At 59.0% G+C, this 21,478-nt stretch carries 20 protein-coding genes; 12 read left to right on the forward strand and 8 right to left on the reverse strand.

Annotated elements, in window-relative coordinates; translation table 11 throughout:
* Positions 1–1,408 precede the first annotated feature (1,408 nt).
* From GC119_RS09360 to GC119_RS09370, 3 genes are read right to left on the reverse strand one after another with little or no spacing between them, the layout of a single operon-like run.
* Complete coding sequence (locus GC119_RS09360) at positions 1,409–2,194, reverse strand: ABC transporter permease (RefSeq protein ID WP_226829389.1); 786 nt, start codon at positions 2,192–2,194, stop codon at positions 1,409–1,411.
* Positions 2,160–2,900, reverse strand: a complete 741-nt coding sequence (locus GC119_RS09365; protein WP_226829394.1) for an ABC transporter permease — start codon at positions 2,898–2,900, stop codon at positions 2,160–2,162. Before GC119_RS09365 ends, GC119_RS09360 begins: the two co-directional genes overlap by 35 nt.
* An 8-nt stretch (positions 2,901–2,908) precedes the next feature.
* Positions 2,909–3,808, reverse strand: a complete 900-nt coding sequence (locus tag GC119_RS09370) for an ABC transporter ATP-binding protein (protein WP_151952994.1) — start codon at positions 3,806–3,808, stop codon at positions 2,909–2,911.
* A gap of 132 nt (positions 3,809–3,940) precedes the next feature.
* Between GC119_RS09370 and GC119_RS09375 the strand changes: the two genes are divergently transcribed.
* The 3 genes from GC119_RS09375 to GC119_RS09385 all read left to right on the forward strand — a co-directional run bounded on the left by GC119_RS09375 (position 3,941) and on the right by GC119_RS09385 (position 6,785).
* Positions 3,941–5,149, forward strand: a complete 1,209-nt coding sequence (locus tag GC119_RS09375; protein ID WP_193215648.1) for a sensor histidine kinase — start codon at positions 3,941–3,943, stop codon at positions 5,147–5,149.
* A complete protein-coding gene (locus GC119_RS09380; protein ID WP_151952996.1) occupies positions 5,146–5,820 on the forward strand; it encodes a response regulator transcription factor in 675 nt (224 codons plus the stop codon). Before GC119_RS09375 ends, GC119_RS09380 begins: the two co-directional genes overlap by 4 nt.
* A gap of 392 nt (positions 5,821–6,212) precedes the next feature.
* Positions 6,213–6,785: a TetR/AcrR family transcriptional regulator gene (locus tag GC119_RS09385; protein WP_070777014.1), complete on the forward strand. Its 573-nt coding sequence runs from the start codon at positions 6,213–6,215 to the stop codon at positions 6,783–6,785.
* Between the two features lie 479 nt (positions 6,786–7,264).
* Here the strand turns inward: GC119_RS09385 and GC119_RS09390 are convergent, their stop codons facing one another.
* Entirely contained in the window at positions 7,265–7,510 is a 246-nt protein-coding gene (locus tag GC119_RS09390) for an SOS response-associated peptidase family protein (protein WP_083304150.1), read from the reverse strand.
* A gap of 52 nt (positions 7,511–7,562) precedes the next feature.
* On the opposite strand from GC119_RS09390, the gene GC119_RS09395 reads away from it, so the two are divergent.
* The 7 genes from GC119_RS09395 (at position 7,563) to GC119_RS09425 (ending at position 14,130) form a co-directional block, all read left to right on the forward strand.
* Positions 7,563–8,057, forward strand: coding sequence for a MarR family winged helix-turn-helix transcriptional regulator (locus GC119_RS09395; protein WP_070574473.1), 495 nt, complete (start codon positions 7,563–7,565; stop codon positions 8,055–8,057).
* Positions 8,058–8,216: 159 nt separating this feature from the next.
* Positions 8,217–9,383 carry an acyl-CoA dehydrogenase family protein gene (locus GC119_RS09400; protein ID WP_151952997.1) on the forward strand — a complete coding sequence of 389 codons (1,167 nt, stop codon included), beginning with the start codon at positions 8,217–8,219 and terminating at the stop codon, positions 9,381–9,383.
* Position 9,384: 1 nt separating this feature from the next.
* A complete protein-coding gene (locus GC119_RS09405) occupies positions 9,385–10,425 on the forward strand; it encodes an enoyl-CoA hydratase/isomerase family protein (RefSeq protein ID WP_070777013.1) in 1,041 nt (346 codons plus the stop codon).
* Positions 10,422–11,198, forward strand: coding sequence for an enoyl-CoA hydratase-related protein (locus tag GC119_RS09410; RefSeq protein ID WP_070574480.1), 777 nt, complete (start codon positions 10,422–10,424; stop codon positions 11,196–11,198). The genes GC119_RS09405 and GC119_RS09410 overlap by 4 nt, the downstream gene beginning before the upstream one ends.
* A gap of 93 nt (positions 11,199–11,291) precedes the next feature.
* Positions 11,292–12,278 (forward strand): NAD(P)H-dependent flavin oxidoreductase, encoded by a 987-nt coding sequence (locus GC119_RS09415; protein ID WP_151952998.1) that lies wholly within the window; start codon positions 11,292–11,294, stop codon positions 12,276–12,278.
* 91 nt (positions 12,279–12,369) lie between these two features.
* A complete protein-coding gene (locus GC119_RS09420; RefSeq protein ID WP_151952999.1) occupies positions 12,370–13,170 on the forward strand; it encodes a nitrilase-related carbon-nitrogen hydrolase in 801 nt (266 codons plus the stop codon).
* A gap of 165 nt (positions 13,171–13,335) precedes the next feature.
* Positions 13,336–14,130 (forward strand): SDR family NAD(P)-dependent oxidoreductase, encoded by a 795-nt coding sequence (locus tag GC119_RS09425; RefSeq protein ID WP_070574486.1) that lies wholly within the window; start codon positions 13,336–13,338, stop codon positions 14,128–14,130.
* Positions 14,131–14,325: 195 nt separating this feature from the next.
* On the opposite strand, the gene nrdF is transcribed toward GC119_RS09425, so the two are convergent.
* Genes nrdF through nrdH form a run of 4 tightly spaced genes read right to left on the reverse strand, consistent with a single transcriptional unit; the run spans position 14,326 to position 18,130 of the window.
* Complete coding sequence (gene nrdF / locus GC119_RS09430) at positions 14,326–15,306, reverse strand: class 1b ribonucleoside-diphosphate reductase subunit beta (RefSeq protein ID WP_176745903.1); 981 nt, start codon at positions 15,304–15,306, stop codon at positions 14,326–14,328.
* A 30-nt stretch (positions 15,307–15,336) separates the two neighbouring features.
* The gene (gene nrdE, locus GC119_RS09435; RefSeq protein WP_413462992.1) at positions 15,337–17,463 is read right to left on the reverse strand and encodes a class 1b ribonucleoside-diphosphate reductase subunit alpha; all 2,127 of its coding nucleotides are present in this window, start codon (positions 17,461–17,463) and stop codon (positions 15,337–15,339) included.
* A 5-nt stretch (positions 17,464–17,468) separates the two neighbouring features.
* Positions 17,469–17,882: a class Ib ribonucleoside-diphosphate reductase assembly flavoprotein NrdI gene (gene nrdI, locus GC119_RS09440; protein ID WP_070777010.1), complete on the reverse strand. Its 414-nt coding sequence runs from the start codon at positions 17,880–17,882 to the stop codon at positions 17,469–17,471.
* 2 nt (positions 17,883–17,884) lie between these two features.
* Entirely contained in the window at positions 17,885–18,130 is a 246-nt protein-coding gene (nrdH, locus tag GC119_RS09445; protein WP_070574492.1) for a glutaredoxin-like protein NrdH, read from the reverse strand.
* Between the two features lie 546 nt (positions 18,131–18,676).
* Between nrdH and speB the strand changes: the two genes are divergently transcribed.
* Positions 18,677–19,687: an agmatinase gene (speB, locus tag GC119_RS09450; protein ID WP_070574494.1), complete on the forward strand. Its 1,011-nt coding sequence runs from the start codon at positions 18,677–18,679 to the stop codon at positions 19,685–19,687.
* Positions 19,688–19,786: 99 nt separating this feature from the next.
* The gene (locus tag GC119_RS09455) at positions 19,787–21,469 is read left to right on the forward strand and encodes a thiamine pyrophosphate-binding protein (protein ID WP_151953001.1); all 1,683 of its coding nucleotides are present in this window, start codon (positions 19,787–19,789) and stop codon (positions 21,467–21,469) included.
* The last annotated feature ends 9 nt before the right edge of the window (positions 21,470–21,478 follow it).

The following is a 21,478-nucleotide window of genomic DNA, read 5'->3' on the forward strand; positions in this document are numbered from 1 at the left end:
CCTGAGCCAGGATCAAACTCTCCACTAAAAACAAAAAGAAGATCCCAACCAAAAGAAAACTGACAAGAACAAAACAACACCAACAACCACAACAGCTGCCAGCATCATCCTGCTACAAATCAAAAAATCCATGGCCAGAAAACAAAAAATCTGGCACCACGAAACAAACAAACACGCTATTGAGTTGACAAAGAACAGACACACAAAGAATCCACACCCACACACGCAGGCACATCATCAAAAGTGAAAGTCTTACGCTCGGAATGTGAGCGCTTGGCTATCTTAGCCTGAAGTTCATCTGCTTGCAAATCTCAGATCTGCTGCAGTTAATCTTCGCCTGTGCCGTTTCGCTTTCGCGTCCTGGCAACGAGATTTAACTCTAGACTGCAGCCAACCAGCTTTGCAAGCCGGTATTGCGTGATGTGCACCACCTGCCTATTGCCGCGGAGGACACCTCGTGTCTTCTCCTCAGCAGACCTCAGCGGCGGCCCGCCCGGCCAGCGCAGGACCTCAGCCCATCCAGCCCTCACACGGGCTGAGCGCGACTGGGCCGGACATTGACATCCCGCACTGTGACACGAAACCACGACCTCGACGCGCGAGGACTGCCAAGAAAGGCAGTACCTCAAGAGATTGGATCTTCTCGACGGGTTCTATCGCCAGCACTGGCATATCAACGTCCCCCAGCTCATGGGGACCGTCGAATGGCCGGGCCGCGGGTCGATGGATTGCCAGTTTGTTCGGTCGCTGCGGTCGTGGCGAGCTTCTGCCGGCATTATTGAAGCTGCGGAGTTGAAAACCATCTCATGGAACCCAGGAGCTGGGACCCGGCCACGATGGCAAGAGTCGACCTAACACGGTTAGTTCGAACTTCGAGTTCAGCAGGGGGACCCGACACCTTGGGTGTTTCGTCTCCTACGCAACTGTGGTGATTTGGACTAACACTTCGACGTACCGTATCTGGCTACCACCCAGGTAACGTAAACGATGACAGTGCATCGAAGACCATCACAGCTACGCCTGATCCGACAAACAACAGTGCAGCGACCGCGACAGTCGTCGACATGCACATGCACAGTCAAACAACGACGACCTTCCCCTCGGACCTTCCTTTCCCGGCACCTCCAACATACTGAAGGGCCCGACGTCGACGGGCGCCCGAAAAGAATCACTCATTTCGCTACTCGCCCACGTCCATGCCTCGCTGACGAACCATTCGGACTACTACATACGGGAATGCCCCGACAGGATGTCGAATGGTGCTGGATCACGTCCAGCAGAGCGCTCCTAGCTCCTGAGTCCTCGATTCACTATGAGTGTGACCTGCGTTTCAGATCACAAGACCGGTAAATTACGTTACACGCTAGGTTGTCAGGCAATTCACGATGCAAAGAGTTGGGTGCTCACCTCAGCGCAGTTTGACAGCGCGAATAAGCGCCACTGTGGCCAGGGAAAACAGAGCAGCGATCGCGACAGCAGTGCCGATCAGTGGCAGCGCTGAACCGACAGTCAGACCACCCGACCCAGCAAGGGCGGTCGAACCAAGGTTGAGTGCCCGGGTGTTTATTCCCTGCGGGAGTACGAAACTCAGCGGTCGAAGCGCAACAGACGTGACGCTGGCTACGCCGATGACGCACCCCAACAAGCAGATAGCGACGGGCGCAGCAAAGGACTTCAGCAACATCGAGAGAAGGGACTGCACTGCAATAAGCGGCAACGCAGCAACCACCGAGATCACTCCGACCAGCACAAACTGCCAAGGGATAGCTCCATCAAGGTCCAGGAAGACCACGCCGGAGACGACAGTCCCAATGACGAGGACGACCTGCATAAATGCAACTGGAACAGTGATTGCCGCGATCTTTGCAACGACCAAAGCTAGGGGTTTTCGTGTGGTGGTCAGCAGCAGGTTCCAGTTTGTTCCGCGGTGTTCCATCCTCCAGGCCGTTGCTGCGAGTAGCGCAATGCCCATTGAATAGAACAACAAGCCGTAGAACAGGGTGACTTGGGAGGTAAACGATTGCCACCCGGTGTCAAGAGTCTCAGTGTTGTTGGCCAAATTGATTGTGCCCGTGACTACGGCTAATACTGGCAAGATCAGAGCGATGAGCCATGTGGTCGAACGCTTAAGTTTTAGAAGTTCAGCTCGAAACACTGGTTTACCTCTCAATTCGGTTGAGTCGATGAGTAACAACAGCAAATGCCAGAGCAACGATGAGCAGGAATCCGACGACCCACCCGTACTCCGGCGTGATGTATGCAACACTGCCCCCGCGTTGTCCAGCGTGTGAAATCATTGCGTAGTACCCCCACGGGATGAAGCGCGCGATGGGGCCCGGCATGAGAAAGGTAAAAGCAGCGAGAAATGCGCCCAGCATTCCAATACCCACGCTGATCAACTGGTTCTCAACGACTGCTGCCAGCCAAATATGTATTGCCAGGAAGCCGACGTCGACCAAGAACAGCAGCAGGGTGTACCCCACCCAGGGCCCTGGCTCAAGGGGTGCCCGGATACCCGCGAGCAATCCGATTCCGATGACGAGCAAAGTCTGAATCGCGACTGCCGGCACTAATACGATGCTTAAAGTTATTAGCTTGGCTTGACATAGCCTGCCAGGTGAGTATCCGGCGGTCGATGCGAGCGTCCATCCCACACCGGAGTGTTCGATGTCGGTTTGCCGACTCGCGATTACTGAGATCAAGATTGGTGACGTCATTGCAGACATCAACGTGTATGTCGTCAAGAGTCCCGCCCACGGCATGGAATCTGGATCGTTCAAGGTTTCCTGGGTGCTTCCCGAAAAGAGGGAGAAGCTCGATAGTACAGCGACAGCTACAACGAGGATAGCCACGGTCGGAGCTGTCCGCAGTCGGCGCATCTTGTGAAATTCCAACACCATTGCGAGCTTCACAGCAAACCCTCGCGTCCAGTGAGGTCCATGAACGCGTCTTCCAGGCTCTGCTGTACTCGACGAACCTCAAAGATGGGCACGTTAGCTACAGCCAGACGGTGAATCATTTCGGCAGTCTCTGTCTTATTGATGCCGCTGACTACTACCCCGCCTTGAGTCTTGGTTGCGTCAACGCCTTGTGCCAAGACAGCTTCAGGGTCGGGAGTTTCAATGATGAGGTCGGGTAGCGAATGCTCGAAAAGCGTTTCGCGAGTGCCTTGAAAGATCATCCGCCCTTGAGAGAGAATCCCAAGCACATTCGCCATCTTGTCTATTTCGTCGAGGAGATGGCTAGATACCATCACTGTGATTCCCTCGTGGGCCAGATGCACGAGCAAGTTTCGAATTTCCTCGATGCCGGCGGGATCAAGACCGTTGGTCGGTTCGTCGAGGACAAGTAGGGACGGGCCCCTCGCGATGGCCATCGCAATGCCGAGCCGTTGTTTCATGCCCAATGAGTAGTTGCGAACGAGTTTTGTGCGGTGCTCCGTTAGCCGAACCGTCGACAGCGCATAGTCGATCTGTGCATTCGACAGGCCAAGCATGTCGCGCACAATCCGCATGTTTTCCTCCCCGGAGAGATGGCCGTACCCCGGTGGAGCTTCGATCATGGATCCGATTGCCGGTAACAGCTCGGTTCTGCTCGTAGGATTGAGTTCGCGCCCGAAGAGTTCTATCTCTCCATGCGTCGGTGATGTCAGACCAAGCAACATTTTCATGGTGGTCGATTTGCCTGAACCGTTTGGCCCCAAAAAGCCGTACACTGAGCCTTCTGGTACGTTCAGGTCGAGAGCGTCGACCGCCGTGTGGTTCTTGAATGTCTTTGTCAAAGCATGCGTCTTGATTACTGCTGTCATAATGGTCCTTCCAGAGTCAGCATGGTTCTATCGTCTCCAGAGCTGCACCATGACGAAACATCCCCTGGGACCATCTTGGAGGCATACTCCGGTATCCCACTGCCAAGCATCCGCCCCGGTAGGGTTAGCACTATGATGCCCACGATCGAGTCATCGTTCGCACGACTCCGCTCGCAGCTCTCGCAGTTGCCGAACGTTGCCCTCGCCTTAGCCATCCTGGTGGCCGCGTTGTTGAGCCGACCCGCGCCACCCACGGGAACGATCCAAGCGTTTCATTGGGCAATCACAGCGCTATGCGTCATTCTTGCCACGTTCAGAAATGCGGTGCCGCTCGTTTCGGTCGTAGGCTGCGCAGTGGCTGGGGCCGCACATGTCCTCGCTACCCATAAGCTCAGCCTTCTGACTATCGCACTCGCATTGTCTGTGGCATATGGTTCACAAACACAGGTCAAATCGTCGTGGCGGTGGCTCAGCCTTGTTGCTCTGCTGGTCGGAACTACGGTCACGATTCTCCTTATCGCAAAAGATTCGGCACTCGAGTCCTGGCTGGATCCACTTATCGCCACCACTATGGCCTGGTCGCTTATCATCGCAGCCGCTCTTGCCGGGCTTTTGCGCCAGCGCAATCGGGAACAATTCGATATGGCGATCGAGCGAGCAGAACTGCTTGAAGAACAAAGAAGGGTTGAGCAGCGGCTCAATACCATCGAAGAACGGGCGAACATGGCGCGAGAAATCCATGATGTCCTAGGGCATTCGCTCAGCGTTGTTGCGGTTCAGGCGGAAGGAGCCAGATATATCCTTGAATCCGATCCAAACGGCGCCGATAGGCTGCTCCAAGATATAGGTAATGTCAGTCGAGAAGCTGTCAGCGAGGTTTCAAGAGTTACCCGCCTGTTGCGTGGACCTACCGGACAGAGCGCGCAGCTGGTCGACAAACCTCCACCTCCGCAACTCAGCGATTTGGAAGGTTTTGTATCGTCGGTCCGATCCACGAATCCGTCTGTAGAACTACAAATCCTTGGAAACATCGACGATGTGCCAGCTCAAATAAGCGGTGCCGCTTACCGTATCGTCCAGGAATCTTGTGTCAACGCATTAAAACATGCACCGGGTGCGCGTATAACGATGAGAGTGCAGATCGAAGCAAGTAGGATCATGTTGCACATATACAACACTGCCGGTAGCGCAGTGCGAGAAAGGACTACCGTCGGAACCGGAACCGGGATCGTCGGAATGAAAGAAACAGCTCTTGCTTTTGACGGCAGCCTCACAGCAGGTGCCGACGCAACCACCGGCGAGTGGCATGTCAAGAGTGAACTGGTTTGGGGCAGGTCATGATTACTATCGGTCTCGTCGATGATGAACCCCTGTTCACTGCTGGGTTGGCGCTAATTCTCAACGGTCAAACAGGCATGGATGTCTTGTGGCAGGCACAAGATGGACGAGAGGCGATTGACCGTCAACGGAATACTCCGGTGGATGTGATTCTGCTAGATATACAAATGCCTATATTTGATGGAATCCAAACAACCAAGAAACTGCTGGAAGTGAACTCCGCAGTGAAGATTGCAATTCTGACGACCTTTGATTCCGACAATAACGTGGTCAAGGCTATAGACAACGGCGCCTCTGGTTTCTTGATGAAGAACACTCCGCCTGACGAACTAGTCGAAGCCGTTCGTGTGATCCACCGCGGCGAGTCGGTCATCTCCCCTGGCCCCACCGCAAAACTGTTCGACCGTATACGTCAAATGGATAATGATCGCTTCGATCCAGCACACGCTGGCACCGATCAAATGCAGGTCCGCAACCGCCTTACGCTTAGGGAAACTGAAGTGCTAAAGCTAGTGGCCCACGGACATTCAAACAGAGAAATCTGCGAAGTCCTGTCGCTTTCTATGCCAACTGTTAAGAAGCACATCGGAAACCTGTTCTCCAAGACCCAGGCACGCGATCGCGTCCACCTCGTGTTACTAGCTTTTCGCGCTGGGATCACCGCACCGATATAGAAGCACCGCTCATCGCGAAGGAATTCGGTATCGACACCGCCCATTCGACCCAAGAGCGTCACAACATGGTCGATGCGAACAGTGTCAAGCGAATGAACCGTTCAAAGTACGGAGCCAGTTCTTGACTGGCTCAGCTCAAAGGCAACCTCGTCGTGGCTTTGTCTACCGACCGCAAGCTGTTGCACCAGCAGCTGAAGCTGGCGAATTTCACTACCGCTGCTGGAACCACGACCGGAATCGGGTCCAACCGGGAAGAGCACGGATACGACAATGAAGCCCATGACCCTCAGCCTCTTGGAAATTTCTCGCGGGAACGAGCAAGTCCGCGCACCGAGCGAGTCAAGCGCGTAAATTTTAGAATGACACAACGCCACTCGGGCCACATTGTTTAAATGGTTACAGTTCAGAAGGGCCGCCCGTACGCTCGCGGCGTCAGTGACGCGTTGATTACCGCAGCGAAAGAGTTGATGATCACGGAGGGTTATTCGGCCCTCAGCGTTGATAGGCTGACCAAGAAGGCAGGGACGACAAGACCGACATTCTACAGCCCATTTAATGGCATTGCCGACATTGCCCTTACCGTGATCCGGAAAGAATATGGTGTTGGCGCTGAGGTAGACACCGGTTCAATCGCCACAGACATCCTCGCTCTTCAAAACCGCGAAGTTGAGATGCTATCGACGCCACTCGTTCGCAAGAACCTCACGGGTATCCTTGAAGCGATCCGGCAAGACAGTGAATTCGGTGAGCTGTTTGCTGAACAATTTGTCAAACCTCGAAGAAGAAATGTCCACCGAGTCCCGTCGCTTGCTCAGGCAAGGGGCAAGGCGGTAGGCGAAGTCAGCGCCTCTGACGTGTGTGACGCTCTGCTCGGGCCTTTGTTAGTCCGAGCAGTTCTACCGGGCTCACCCCCCTGGATGCAGCGATTGCGGAAACATCAACGAGGATGGTTCTTGCTGCTATAACCACGTGAAGACATACACTCTGGACCGGACTTGCACGTTTCCCAGGTGCATGCGGAACGTTGGCGCCTCGTTGAAGGAGCACAGCACGAGTCTGCAGCCGATGACGGAAAATGCAACAACAACTCGACAACCAGAACGATTCGCATCACTGCATTCAGCGGCCCCGCGTCGTAGGAATATCGGCTGACGCGAACCGGGGGTATAAACTCCGCCCCGGCTGGTTGGGGCAGGCGGCCTTCAGAACGAAGGAGTGGTCAGCTTTCTACCCTCTCGTACGTTCTATACGCCCATCTGCATTCTTCTTTCCCTGAGCGCGACCGAAACTCCGGAATAGGGTGCCAAAGTCCGCCTACAAACGACACGCTGGTCAACACGTATCTTACTCTCATCCCCCGTACCGAAGTCATTTCTTGTTCCCCACCTCGTAGCCCTGCAATGAGGTCGAGACCAGGTGCCCATTGGACACCGATGGATTACTCTCAGCGCGGCCAGCCGAATTCAGTCCTTTCCCATGCACAGCAGCTGTTGACCGCAAGAGCGCAACGCCGCTCAGTGAAGGCCATGCGAAACATCGGCTGCGTGTCAACGGGTTCTGATCGTGCATTGCCTGCGCACAAGCAGCTCTTGTCACCCTTGGCCCATCCTGGCGCCAGGACCCAATGCGCCGCTTCCAGCCGCCAGGTCAGCCGTCCGCACATGAGCACATCATCGCGCCGACCCCACATGAGCGCACTGATGTGCGCTCGACCACACAAGCGCTTTAGACTCAGCCCGACTATGGCTGAGAAATTCGACCCGATTCGGGAAGCGCGCCGGCAGTGGCTGGCTCACGGCTACGCAGAAGCGGCCGACGGGATGACGCTGACTACCAGCATCATGCGCTCCCAGCAGCTGCTCATGGCACGCATCGACCGTGCACTGCGGCCGCTGAAGCTGACATTCGCCCGCTACGAGCTTTTGACCCTTCTGCGCTTCAGCAGTCACGGTGAACTCCCGATGTCAGTGGTCTCCCGACGGCTTCAGGTGCATCCAACCTCGACAACAAACGCCGTCGACCGCTTAGAGCGGGCCGGCCTAGTCGAGCGCGCGCCGCATCCGCAAGACGGGCGATCCACAATCGTCCGACTGACCGATGCGGGCTGCGAACTGTCCCTTGCCGCAACAGAAGCCCTCAACCGCGAGGTATTCAGCCACCCGGGGATTGAAGGAAAGCGTCTGGATCAGCTGCTGCAGCTTCTGGCCGAACACCGAGGAGCACTGGCAGAGGAATGACACCCGCGGGCGACACCTCGCCCCTCCCACCACCTCGTGCACTGAATATTCACTTCCCCGCCAGGAGACCAACACCGGCGCGCGTGACGAAAAGGTGTGACACCGACTACACTGACGGCGACTTTGTTTGACGTCCTACTAAATTTTGGAGGCAACCACATGGCACGCAGCACCGCGGCTTCTCTGCCCTTCGGGCTGAGCGATGACCAGCTCGAACTGGCGAACATGTGCCGCGAGTTCGCGGACGAACAGCTGGCACCGCACGCTCTCGAATGGGATGCGAATTCGCACTTCCCCGTCGACGTCATCAAGTCGACCGCAGACCTGGGAATGGGAGGCATCTACATCGACGAAGACTTAGGCGGCTCGGGCCTGGGACGAATGGATGCGGCCCTCATCTTCGAGAACCTGTCGACCGGCTGCCCCGCTGTGGCTTCGTACATCTCGATTCACAACATGGTCGCCTCGGTCATCGAGCGCTTCGGCAACCAAGACCAGCACGAGCGCTACCTGTCAAAGCTCGTGACCTTTGAAAACCTCGCCAGCTACTGCCTGACCGAACCGAACGCCGGTTCTGACGCAGCCGGCCTGCGCACCTCGGCCCGCCGCGACGGCGATCACTACATCCTCAACGGCGTCAAGCAGTTCATTTCGGGTGCCGGTGCATCGGATGTCTACCTGGTCATGGCCCGCACCGGCCAGGACGGCGCCCGCGGAATCTCGGCCTTCATCCTGGAAAAGGGCATGGAAGGACTGGATTTCGGACCCGACGAAATCAAGATGGGCTGGCACGCACAGCCCACCCGCCAGGTCATCATGGAAAACGTTCGCGTTCCCGTGGAAAACCTGGTCGGTGAAGAAGGCAAAGGCTTCAAAGCCGCTATGAGCGGTCTGGACGGCGGGCGCCTCAACATCGGCGCCGCATCTCTCGGCGGCGGCCAGTCGGCACTGGAAAAGGCAGTGCAGTACCTGGGCGAACGCCAGGCATTCGGTCAAGACCTCAACCAGTTCCAAGCGCTGCGCTTTGAAATCGCCCAAATGCAGGCAGACCTCGAAGCCGCCCGCTCCCTCCTGTGGCGCGCCGCCCAGGCCTACGACGCCAAACACGAAAACACGACCCTGCTGTCAGCAATGGCAAAGCTCAAGGCGACCGACACCGGCTTCGACGTTGCCAACCGCGCCCTGCAGCTGTTCGGCGGCTACGGCTACCTCCACGAGTACGGTGTGGAGAAGCTGGTCCGCGACCTGCGCGTCCACCAGATTCTCGAAGGAACAAACGAAATCATGCGCGTCATCATTTCGCGCAAGAGCACAGGAGTTGCATAAGTTGAGTGAAGAAACGCCCGTCGTCCTCAGCGCCGAAGGCGGCTTGGGACGCATTGAACTGAACAAGCCGCGTGCAATCAACGCCCTGAACCAGGAAATGGTCGACATCGTCAACGAGGCCCTGGTCAAGTGGCAGGACGACGATTCAATCAAGGCTGTACTCGTCACCGGCCGCGGTGAGCGCGGGCTGTGCGCAGGCGGCGACATCAAGGCCATCCACGCATCGCTGATCGACGGCACTGACGCGAACCTGCGGTTCTTCGGCGAAGAGTACGTGATGAACGACCGGATCGCCCGCTTCCCCAAGCCCTATGTGGCTTTCATGAACGGCATCACGATGGGCGGCGGCGTTGGAATCTCGGTGCACGGTTCACACCGCGTCGTCACCGACAGCACCAAGATCGGCATGCCCGAGACCACGATCGGTCTGTTCCCGGATGTCGGCGGCACCTACCTGCTCTCCCGGGCTCCCGGCGCGGTCGGCATGTACCTGGGCCTGACTGGCCTGCCGGTCGGCGCGGGTACCGCGCTGGCGGCGGGTCTTGCCGACTACTACATCGAGGACGCCAAACTCGAAAAGGTCGCGGCAGAACTGGGCAAACGCCCGGCAGAAGCCGAAGCTGTTCTCAAGGAGTTCGCCGCAGAAGCTCCCGCGGATGAACTCGATGAGCACCGCGAAGCCATTGACCACGCCTTTTCGGCCGACTCAGTCGAGGAGATCCTCGAGCGTCTGCGCGGACTCGACACCGAGTGGGGCACCAAAACCGCTGACCTCATTCAAACGAAATCCCCGCTGAGCCTGAAGGTGACGTTCGAATCGATTCGCACCGCCGGCGACATGAGCCTCGAAGAAGTTCTGGAGCGCGACCTGCGCACCGGAATCAACCTCGGCAAACACAACGACCTGACCGAGGGCATCCGCGCCCAGGTCATCGACAAGGACCGCAACCCGCAGTGGAAGCCTGCCACCCTGGAAGAAGTCAGCAGTGAACTCGTCCAGGAAGTCCTGACAGAACCCGCAGCACGAAAGGTTTTCCAGTGACCCAGTACGAAACCATCAAGGTCGACATTTCGGACAAGATCGGCACAATCACCCTGGCTCCGGGCCCCATGAACCCGCTGAGCTCAAAAGTCATGAAAGACGTCACGGCAGCGCTTGCCGAATTCGACGCCTCTGACGATGTGCGCGCAATCATCATCACCGGTGACGGCGACAAGGCGTTCGCCGCCGGTGCTGACATCAAGGAAATGGCTTCGCTTGAATTCGCCGAGGCCTACCGCGAAGACTTCTTCGTCGGCTGGAACCGCCTGCGTGAAGTCCGCAAGCCGATCATCGCCGCCGTCAACGGCTACGCGCTCGGCGGCGGCTGCGAACTGGCGATGATGTGTGACTTCATCATCGCCTCCGACCGTGCTCAGTTCGGCCAGCCGGAGATCAACCTGGGCGTGCTGCCCGGCATGGGCGGGTCCCAGCGCCTGACCCGCGCCATCGGCAAGGCCAAGGCCATGGACCTGTGCCTGACCGGCCGTTTCATCAAAGCTGACGAAGCTTTGGAGTCCAACCTCGTGGCACGCGTTGTACCGCATGAGGAGCTCATGGACACTGCCCGTGAAGCCGCCGGCGTCATCGCCTCGAAGTCGCTCATTGCATCGGCAATGGTGAAGGAAGCCGTCAACGCGGCCTTCGAGACTACCCTCGACCAGGGTCTGCTGTACGAACGTCGGCTGTTCCACTCCTCGCTGGCCACAGAAGACCAGAAGGAAGGCATGGGCGCTTTTGTCGAGAAGCGCAAGCCCGAATTCAAGGACCGCTGATCAGCTTGCCCTGACCAGTATGCGAACGCCCCGCCCACCAGCGGGGCGTTCGTCGTCTAAAGTGATGTCGGACACTCGAACCGAAGGAGCTTCATGACCGTCGAACGCACCGAACTTCCCGAACAGCTGCGCACTGATCTGCGCCTGCCAGTTGTGGCTTCGCCCATGTTCATCGCATCGGGCCCCGAACTCGTCAAAGCCCAGTGCCAGGCAGGAATCATCGGCGCTTTCCCCACCCTGAACGCCCGTCCGCAGGAAGCACTGTCGGACTGGTTTGACGAGATCAGCGAATCCAATGCCGAATTCGCGAAGAACAACCCCGGCACGCCCGTGGGCCCGTTTGCCGCGAACCTCATCGTGCACCGGTCCAATGACCGCATTGAGCACGACCTCGGCGTTGTTGTTGACCACAAGGTGCCGATTGTCATCACGTCACTCGGTGCGCGCGAAGATGTCTACGAAGCGGTCCATTCCTATGGCGGCATTGTGCTGCACGATGTCATCAACAACCGCTTTGCCCACAAGGCCATTGAGAAGGGCGCGGACGGCCTGGTTGCTGTTTCCGCCGGAGCTGGCGGACACGCCGGTGCGCTGTCGCCGTTTGCGCTCATCCGTGAAATCCGCGAATGGTTCGGCGGCCCCCTGCTGCTGTCGGGAAGCATTGCCCACGGCACCTCGGTTCTGGCGGCACAGGCCGCTGGAGCAGACTTCGCCTATGTCGGTTCGGCGTTCTTGGCCAGCCCCGAAGCGAATGTTGTTGAGGGTTACCGCGACATGATTGTGGATTCCGGTGCCAGCGATGTTGTCTACTCGAATCTGTTCACCGGAGTGCACGGCAACTATCTGCGCGGTTCGATTGAGGCTGCCGGCATGGATCCGGACAATCTGCCCGAATCCGATCCTTCGAAGATGAACTTCGGCAGCGGAGGATCGTCGAAGTCGAAGGCGTGGAAGGACATCTGGGGTTCCGGTCAGGGCATTGGTGCGGTGCGCGAAAAGCTGCCGGTCGCCGCGCTCGTGGAGCGTCTGGAAAGCGAGTACCGGGCCGCCGTCGAAGATCTGCGCGGCCGGATCTTCTGAGGCTGCGCTGTGCGGAGCCGTCTTCCCCACCCGCACGAGGTGGAGGTCGGCAGGTCTGTCGCCTCCACCTCGGCGGCGGTACGGTGAGGGTATGAAGATTGCGCTTGCACAGATCAATACGACTCCTGATGTTTCGGCCAATGTGAGCAAGGTCGAAGACTATGTGCGTTCGGCCGCTGAGGCAGGAGCTGTCCTGGTGCAGTTTCCGGAGGCCACGATGCGGTCATTCGGGCCGGGGCTGCGTGAGGACACCCGGAAGCACGCAGCTGACTGGCAGGAGCGGATGCAGGCGCTTGCGGATGAGCACGGGCTGACGATTGTCGCCGGTGAGTTCTTGGCACACGGGGGTCGTGTGGTCAATCAGCTGGCGGTCTACTCCCCCGCTGGTCAGCGCGTGGCGTACGAAAAGATCCACCTGTACGACGCTTTTGGGTTCCGTGAGTCCGACACGGTGGAGCCGGGCAGTGACATTGTCACCGTCGATGTCGACGGGGTGACCGTCGGCCTTGCCATCTGCTATGACATTCGCTTCCCGAAGCTGTTTGCGGAACTGTCGCGTGCCGGTGCGCAGCTGGCTTTGGTGTCCGCCTCTTGGGGTGCGGGCCCGGGCAAGCTCTACCAGTGGGACCTTTTGGCGCGGGTGCGGGCACTGGATTCCAACATGATCGTCTCCGCGGTAGATCAGGCGGACCCGGAAGTCTCCGGTGTTCAGGTGCCTGCAGACGCGCCGACGGGTGTGGGCGGTTCGCTCGTCGTTGACCCGTTCGGTGAGCTGATCGCGCAGGATGACGGGCAGGGTGAGCAGCTGGTTGTCGCCGACATTGATTTCGCAGTCGTCGACAAAGCCAAAGCAGCGCTTCCGGTTCTCGAAAACGCGCGTCTGGGCTACTGACGTCGCCTGCCAGGATCAGGGCCTCCCGACGGCTAAACGGGTGTGGTCTGCCCACTGGATTTTCAGCTGCCATTTGCCTGTAGACGATTAGATTAGAGCCGACGGCAGACCGCCGTTGTAACGCATACCGCCCGAAGCTCACCGGGCGGAGGAAGGCGAAAGTCTATGACCCGCACCTATGTTGTCACCGGCTCGGCGTCGGGTATCGGCGCCGCAACCGTCGAGATTCTGCGCAAACGCGGTGACCGCGTTGTCGGAATCGACCTGAAGAACGCTGATATTGAGGCTGACCTGTCCACTCCGGAGGGCCGCTCGCAAGCTGCCGCTTCCGCCGTCGAACTTGCCGGTGGGACAGTTGACGCTGTCATCGCCTCTGCCGGTATTGCCGCTCCTATTCCTAAGACCGTGTCGGTGAACTACTTCGGCGTTGTTGAGCTTCTGGAAGCTCTGCTGCCTGCGCTGAAGAAGTCGGAGGCTCCTCGGGTTGCTGTTGTTTCGTCCATGGCGTCACTGCAGCCGAACGATCCCGCCATGGTCGAGGCGATGCTCGCCGGCGACGAAGCCAAGGCCCTTGAGATCGCTGAGAGTCACCTGTCGGATGACCCGATGACCGGCTATGTTTCCTACCCCTCTTCCAAGCGCGCTCTGTCGCGCTGGATCCGCCGCGTCTCGATTTCCGACGAATGGGCTGGCGCCGGTATTCCGGTCAACGCGATTGCCCCGGGCACGGTGCTGACTCCCATGACGGAAGAGCTTCTGTCCACTCCCGAAATGACGGCGTATGTCGACCAGCAGGTTCCCATGCCGCTGAACTACCACCAGCCGCCGGAGTCTGTGGCTGACGCGCTCATCTGGATTACGGAACCTGCCAACACCCACATGGCCGGACAGACCATCTACGTGGATGGCGGTGCAGAAGTTTCGCTGCGCGGCGAAGACGTCTGGGCCTGGAACGACTGAGGTCACCGGCCCTTTGACTGAGGCTGCTGCTCGCAGCCGACCGAAGCTAAACAGCAGCGGTCACTCGCTGAAGTCGGGCGCCAGCTCCGGTACTACGACTTCCCGGCGAAAGAGCACCGCTCAAAGACAGCGGCCCGGAACTGTTCTGAACAGTTCCGGGCCGCTGCTATACGAGCCGATGTGTGTGGACGTGGCTCAGAAGTCCCAGTCGTCGTCTTCGGTGGATTCGGCCTTGCCGATGACGTAGCTGGAGCCGCTGCCGGAGAAGAAGTCGTGGTTTTCGTCCGCGTTCGGGTTGAGCGAAGACAGAATAGCCGGGTTCACATCCGTGACTTCGGCCGGGAACATGGCCTCATACCCCAGGTTCATGAGCGCCTTGTTCGCGTTGTAGTTGAGGAACTTCTTCACGTCCTCAGCCAAGCCCACCCGGTCGTAGATCAGGTGGGTGTAGGCGACTTCGTTTTCGTACAGATCGAACAGAACTTCGTAGGTGAAGTCCTTGAGCTCCTGGCGGCGCTGCTCGGATTCGCTCTTGAGGTTCTGCTGGTACTTGTACCCGATGTAGTAGCCGTGCACCGCCTCGTCGCGAATAATCAGCCGAATGAGGTCGGCGGTGTTCGTCAGCTTCGCGCGTGATGACCAGTACAGCGGCAGGTAGAAGCCCGAATAGAACATGAACGATTCCAGAAGCGTGGAAGCGATCTTGCGCTTCTGCGGGTCATCCCCGTGGTACAAGTCGGTGACGACCTTCGCCTTCTTCTGCAGGGTCGGCTCTTCTTTTGCCCACCGGAAGACTTCGTCAATCTGGCGGGTGTTCGACAAGGTCGAGAAGATCGACGAATACGACTTCGCATGCACCGACTCCATAAAGCAGATGTTGGTGTACACGGCCTCTTCGTGCGGTGTCAGGGCGTCCGGCAGCAGCGAAACCGCGCCGATGGTGCCCTGAATGGTGTCCAGCAGAGTCAGACCTGCAAACACCTGCATGGTCATCCACTTTTCGTCATCGCTGAGCGTGGCCCACGACTGGATGTCATTGGACAGCGGAACCTTTTCCGGCAGCCAGAAGTTCGACGTGAGCCGATCCCACACCTCGAGGTCGATGTCGTCCTCAATGCGGTTCCAGTTGATCGCCTCAGCCCGCTCGGACAGTCCAAAGTCACGTGTCTGTGTCACTGTTGTTCCCTTCTGTTCTCCCGCTGCTGGTCACAGCATGCAGGAAACGCAGCCTTCGACTTCCGTACCGGTCAGCGCCATCTGGCGGATGCGGCTGTAGTAGACGGTTTTGATGCCCTTGGTCCAGGCGTAGATCTGGGCCTTGTTGACATCACGCGTGGTGGCGGTGTCCTTGAAGAACAGCGTCAGCGACAGCCCCTGATCCACGTGCTGGGTGGCTTCGGCATATGTGTCGATGATCTTTTCCGGGCCGATTTCGTAGGCATCCTGGAAGTACTCCAGGTTGTCGTTCGTCATGTGCGGTGCCGGGTAGTACACGCGGCCGATCTTGCCTTCTTTGCGGATTTCCACCGGAGCGGCGATCGGGTGAATCGACGATGTTGAGTTGTTGATGTAGGAAATCGAGCCCGTCGGCGGCACAGCCTGCAGGTTCTGGTTGTAAATGCCGTGCTCGGCTACATCGTCGCGCAGCTTGGCCCAGTCGTCCTGGGTGGGAATGTGCACGCCGGCTTCTTCGAAGATCTGTGCCACACGCTGCGTGCGCGGAGCCCATTCCTGCTGCGTGTACTTCTCGAAGTACTCACCGGAGGCGTATTTGGAGTCTTCGAAGCCCTCAAAGGCCCGACCGCGTTCTTTGGCGATCTCCATGGATGCGCGCACCGCGTGGAAGGCCACGGTGTAGAAGTACATGTTGGTGAAGTCGAGTCCCTCTTCGGAACCGTAGTGAATCCGCTCGCGGCCCAGGTAGCCGTGCAGGTTCATCTGACCCAGGCCGATGGCGTGCGACATCGAGTTGCCGCGTTCAATCGAGGGAACCGAAGCGATGTTCGAAGTCTCCGACACGGCGGTCAGGCCGCGGATGGCGACTTCGACGGTCTGCCCGAAGTCTTCGGAGTCCATAGTCGCGGCGATGTTGAGCGAACCGAGGTTGCAGGAGATGTCCTTGCCGATGTGGCTGTAGGTGAGGTCTTCGTTGTAGAGCGAAGCGGAGTTCACCTGCAGGATCTCCGAGCACAGGTTCGACATGGTGATGCGGCCCTTGATGGGGTTGGCGCGGTTGACCGTGTCTTCGTACATGATGTACGGATAGCCCGATTCGAACTGGATCTCGGCGAGTGTTTGGAAGAATTCGCGCGCGTTGATCTTGGTTTTCTTGATCCGCGCGTCGTCGACCATTTCGTAGTACTTCTCTGTCACCGAGATTTCGGTGAACGGCACCCCGTAGACGCTTTCGACGTCGTAGGGGCTGAACAGGTACATGGGCTCGTTCTTCTTGGCCAAGTGGAACGTGATGTCCGGAATGATCACACCCAGTGACAGGGTCTTGATGCGGATCTTTTCGTCTGCGTTTTCGCGCTTGGTGTCCAAGAAGCTGTAGATGTCCGGGTGGTGGGCGTTCAAGTACACCGCACCGGCACCTTGGCGGGCGCCCAGCTGGTTGGCGTAGGAGAAGGCGTCTTCGAGCATTTTCATGACGGGAATGACACCCGAGGACTGGTTTTCGATCTTCTTAATGGGTGCGCCGGCTTCGCGGATGTTGGTCATGCAGAAAGCCACACCGCCGCCGCGCTTAGACAGCTGCAGCGCGGAGTTCACCGACCGGCCGATGGACTCCATGTTGTCTTCAATGCGCAGCAGGAAGCAGGAGACCATTTCGCCGCGCTGCTTCTTGCCGGCGTTGAGGAACGTGGGCGTTGCAGGCTGGAAACGACCGGAGATGATTTCGTCGACAAGCTGGCGGGCAAGCTTTTCGTCGCCGCGGGCAAGGAACAGAGCCACCATGACGACGCGGTCTTCAAAACGCTCAAGATAGCGCTTGCCGTCAAAGGTCTTCAGCGTGTAGGACGTGTAGAACTTGAACGCACCGAGGAACGTCTCGAAGCGGAACTTCTTGGCGTATGCGTGCTTGGACAGCTCTGAAATGAAGGCGAACGAGTACTGGTCGAGCACTTCTTTTTCATAGTACTGGTGCTCGATGAGGTAGTTGAGCTTCTCTTCCAGATCGTGGAAGAAGACGGTGTTGTTGTTGACGTGCTGGAGAAAGAACTGTCGTGCCGCCTGCTTGTCGCGTTCAAACTGAATGCGACCGTCCTGGTCGTACAGGTTGAGCATGGCGTTGAGAGCGTGGTAGTCGAGGTCGGTGTCCTCGCGGATGATGGCTTCTAGGTCGCGGTCTGCGGCTGTCGTTGACACAGCTTGTCCAACCCTTCTTTCACTTTGTCGACGTCCTCCTGCGTTCCGAACATTTCGAAGTTGTAGAGGACGGGAACTTTGGTCTTCTCTGCCACCGTGTAGGCCGCACGGCAGAAGTTGCTGCCGAAGTTCGTGTTTCCAGAGCCGATGACTCCGACGATCTTGTCGCGGTTTTCTTTGACATTGAGGAATTTGATCACCTGCCGCGGCGTGGAGCCGGCGTTGCGTCCGGCTCCGTACGTCGGCGTGATGAGGACGAAGGGTTCGCTGACCAGCGGAGTGTCGTCCTTCGTCAGCAGAGGCAGCCGCACAGCGGGCAGCCCCAGTTTTTCTACAAACCGGTGGGTGTATTCAGAACCACTGGAGTAGTAGACGATCAGCATGATCAGACCGCTGCGGCCTCCGCACTGTCAGTTGCGAGAGCATTGATCTTGTCGGGGCGGAAGCCCGACCAGTGATCGCCGTCGGTCACAACGACGGGAGCCTGCATGTAGCCCATCGCCTTGACAACGTCGAGGGCACCATGGTCCTGGCTGAGGTCAACCGACCGGTACTCCAGACCGCGGACATCCAGGGCGCGGAACGTTGCAGTGCACTGGACGCAGGAGGGTTTGGTGTAAACGGTGATCATGTGGGTCTCCTTCAAGGTGACTCGGATCTCAGGCTGCTGGCCGTCCAAACCGGACGGGTGAGTAACCACAAGATGTTGTGTTCCGATAAGAGACTACGCCCATATCTAGGCTTTTTCGAGCAAATCTCCTGGCGCCGCGCCGCGTCCCACCCAGTGTCAACAAGGGGCCGTCAGGTCGTCATCCACAGTTGTGAACTTCCAAAATCACATCAATGTAGTTCAACTCCCGCGAGATTCCGGGGATCGCCCGAGGTCCGCAGAGTTTTCAGCCTGCGCTCTATCCACAGGTTTTCGACATCTGTCCACAAGAAAAATTTTTTCAGTTTAATGCATCACACCGGGCCTGTCAGGGCCCAATTCGAGCAAAAAACAAAGGCCTTCAGTCCCAACGACATCTGATTGGGCCCCAAGGCCCGGGCCCGCCAGAGGCGCACGCAGAGATATACCTTGCAGCATATGGGCGGGCGCTGTTGGCCATACTGGATATGTCATGATGCAGCTCACCCCTCAAACCTGAAACTGAATCATCGCAACTAGGAGGAACACGTGAGCGAATCCCAACCCCTGGGCCCAGCCGACTACAGCCTGACCCCGCGCTTTGCAGGCCCACCGACCTTCGGCCTCCTGCCGCGCATTGACGAAGTCGAAGCACAGCGGCCAGGCCAGCCAATCGACGTCAAGGTCATCGGCATCCCCTTCGACGCCGGTGTGAGCTACCGCAGCGGCACCAGGTTCGGCCCCTCCCACATCCGCCAGTCCTCCAAGCTGCTGCGCCCCTACAACCAGGCCACCGATGTGCACCCGTTCTCCTGGCAGCAGGTCGCCGACTGCGGAGATCTGGGCGTGAACCCCTTCAACATCGAAGAGGCCATCGCCGCTGTCGAAGCCAACGCCGACGAAGCGCGCAAAGACGGCTCGAAGCTGCTCACCCTGGGCGGAGACCACACGCTTGCCCTGCCGAACATCCGCTCGCTGCACAAAACCCACGGAAAGATTGCGGTGCTGCACTTCGACGCTCACCTGGACACGTGGGACACCTACATGGGTGCGCCCTACACTCACGGAACGCCGTTCCGTCGCGCATCAGAAGAGGGTCTGCTCGACCTCGAACACTGTATGCACGTGGGAATCCGCGGTCCCCTGTACGGCAAGAAGGACCTCGAGGACGATGCTGTGCTCGGCTTCCAGATTCTGCGCTCCGACGACTACCAGTTCCAGCCGCTGCCGGACATTGTCGCCCGCATCCGCAAGCGCCTGGGTGATGCGCCCGTCTACATTTCCGTCGACATCGACGTGCTCGACCCCGCGGCCGCACCGGGCACCGGCACCCCCGAGGCCGGCGGTATGACAAGCCGCGAACTGCTCAACTCCATTCGCGGCCTCCAGGGACTCAATATCGTCGGCGCTGAAATCGTCGAAGTCGCACCTGCCTATGACCACGCCGAAATCACCGGTCTGGCCGCAGCACAGGTCGGCTACGAACTCCTTTCTCTGTGGGCCGCTCAGAAGAAGGGCGCCGAATCTCCCACGGGCTTCGCCGCTGACAACCTCGGCTGATCCGCTTGCCCTCCCGCGGACTGCCTACACGGCACAAGCGGGAGGGAAGCTCCGCCTCGTACACTGACCATCCCCACGACCAACCGCCCAGGAGCACACGTGACCAGCATCAACGAACGCCTGAAGCGCGTTGACGACGCCCACCGAAACGGCGGTTTGGCCGTCATCGCCGCACTGGCGGCCCACGGCGTCGACACCGTGTTCGGCATTCCCGGAACCCACAATCTGGAGTTCTACCGCCACCTTGAAACCTTCGGCATCCGCGCCATCACGCCCCGCCACGAACAGGGTGCAGGCTATGGCGCTGACGGCTACTGGCTGCTCAGCGGCAAACCCGGTGTTGTCATCACAACCTCGGGTCCGGGCCTGACGAACGTCATCACGGCAGCCGCCACCGCCTATGCGGAATCCCGTCCCATGCTCATCCTTTCCCCCGGTGTGCCCAACGGGTTGGAGCGGGCCGATGTCGGTCTGCTGCACGAAACAAAGGCCACCGCCGAAGCCATCGACAATCTCCTGGTCGGCTCCAAGCGCACCCGCACCGCCGAAGGTGCCGCTGCCGCCGTGTCCGAGGCTTTCGCCCGGTTCGCTTCGGAACGGCCGGGGCCGATCCACATCGAGGTGCCGCTCGATGTTCTCGAGGGCCCCTGGCACGGCACCGCCGAGGTGCCGCGCACCGTCACGCCGATACAGCCGGCTCCCGCAGTAGTTGCCGAAGCTGCCGAGGCGCTGACGGCGGCACAGCGTCCGCTCATCATTGCCGGCGGTGGTGCCCGCCGCATGGCCGGGCCGCTGACCGCGCTGGCTGAAAAGCTCGACGCACCGCTTGTGACCACCGCCAACGGCAAGGGCGCAGTCGATGAGTCACACCCCCTGTCCTTGGGTGCCAGCGTGCGCTTTCCTTCGGTGCAGAAAGAGTCGCAGAACGCCGACGTCCTGTTGGTGATCGGTTCAGAGCTTGCAGACTCCGACCTGTGGGGCGGACGGATCGGCGCGCGCGGCGTCAATTCCTGGGACCACCTGGGCTGCCCACCCGAACAGCCCGAAAACCAGCCGACCCAGACAGTCATCCGCTGCGACATCGACCCCGATCAGCTGCACAAAAACCTGCCGGGCAACATCCTGGTTCACTCCGACAGCCGGGAGTTCGTCGATGCGCTGAGCCGGGAACTGGGTGAGCAGCCGGGCCGCAGCGGCGCTGAACGGACAGCCGATCTCAATCGCGAATGGCGCAGCGAATTCCCCGACGGTGCGGGAGTGTGGACGACGCGGGCAATCACAGCCGCAGGCGGGCCCGGAACCGTGATCGCCGGTGATTCTTCGCAGGTCACCTACGACGGAGCCGTCCACGCCCTGCAGGCCCACAGCGAAGACCAGCTGCTGTACATGCCGGGCTTTGCCACCCTCGGCTACGGCATTCCCGCTGCAATCGGCGCCAAGCTGGCAGATCCAAACCGCCCGGTGGTCGTCCACGTGGGCGACGGCGCTGCCATGTTCTCCATCCAGGAAGTCATGACAGCAGTCGAACTGGGTCTGGGCATCCCCATGGTCATCGTCGACAACGGGGGCTATGCCGAAATCGAAGCGCAGATGCAGCAGCGGCACATCGACCCGTTCGCCGTCCACCTGGCCAGGCCGAATTTCGCGGCTTTGGGCACGGCGTTCGGCGGCAAGGGCGTAGAATTGGACGCCACCGACCCCGACTGCTCTGACCAGCTGGAACGCGCAGTTGCCGAGGCGTTGGGCGCTGATGTCCCAACACTCATCCACGTGAAGATCTGACCCGCTTCA

It is taken from the genome of Brevibacterium sp. Marseille-P9724, assembly GCF_902500275.1.
Taxonomy (GTDB): domain Bacteria; phylum Actinomycetota; class Actinomycetes; order Actinomycetales; family Brevibacteriaceae; genus Brevibacterium.

Bases quoted from the DNA above. Each gene is read 5' to 3' on its own strand.
- GC119_RS09390 (WP_083304150.1), bottom strand. From the start codon at position 7,510: ATGTGGGGTCGGCGCGATGATGTGCTCATGTGCGGACGGCTGACCTGG.
- GC119_RS09420 (WP_151952999.1), top strand. From the start codon at position 12,370: ATGAAGATTGCGCTTGCACAGATCAATACGACTCCTGATGTTTCGGCC.
- GC119_RS09415 (WP_151952998.1), top strand. From the start codon at position 11,292: ATGACCGTCGAACGCACCGAACTTCCCGAACAGCTGCGCACTGATCTG.
- GC119_RS09380 (WP_151952996.1), top strand. From the start codon at position 5,146: ATGATTACTATCGGTCTCGTCGATGATGAACCCCTGTTCACTGCTGGG.
- nrdI (WP_070777010.1), bottom strand. From the start codon at position 17,882: ATGCTGATCGTCTACTACTCCAGTGGTTCTGAATACACCCACCGGTTT.
- GC119_RS09375 (WP_193215648.1), top strand. From the start codon at position 3,941: ATGATGCCCACGATCGAGTCATCGTTCGCACGACTCCGCTCGCAGCTC.
- GC119_RS09370 (WP_151952994.1), bottom strand. From the start codon at position 3,808: ATGACAGCAGTAATCAAGACGCATGCTTTGACAAAGACATTCAAGAAC.
- GC119_RS09395 (WP_070574473.1), top strand. From the start codon at position 7,563: ATGGCTGAGAAATTCGACCCGATTCGGGAAGCGCGCCGGCAGTGGCTG.
- GC119_RS09400 (WP_151952997.1), top strand. From the start codon at position 8,217: ATGGCACGCAGCACCGCGGCTTCTCTGCCCTTCGGGCTGAGCGATGAC.
- GC119_RS09385 (WP_070777014.1), top strand. From the start codon at position 6,213: ATGGTTACAGTTCAGAAGGGCCGCCCGTACGCTCGCGGCGTCAGTGAC.
- GC119_RS09365 (WP_226829394.1), bottom strand. From the start codon at position 2,900: ATGGTGTTGGAATTTCACAAGATGCGCCGACTGCGGACAGCTCCGACC.
- nrdH (WP_070574492.1), bottom strand. From the start codon at position 18,130: ATGATCACCGTTTACACCAAACCCTCCTGCGTCCAGTGCACTGCAACG.
- GC119_RS09425 (WP_070574486.1), top strand. From the start codon at position 13,336: ATGACCCGCACCTATGTTGTCACCGGCTCGGCGTCGGGTATCGGCGCC.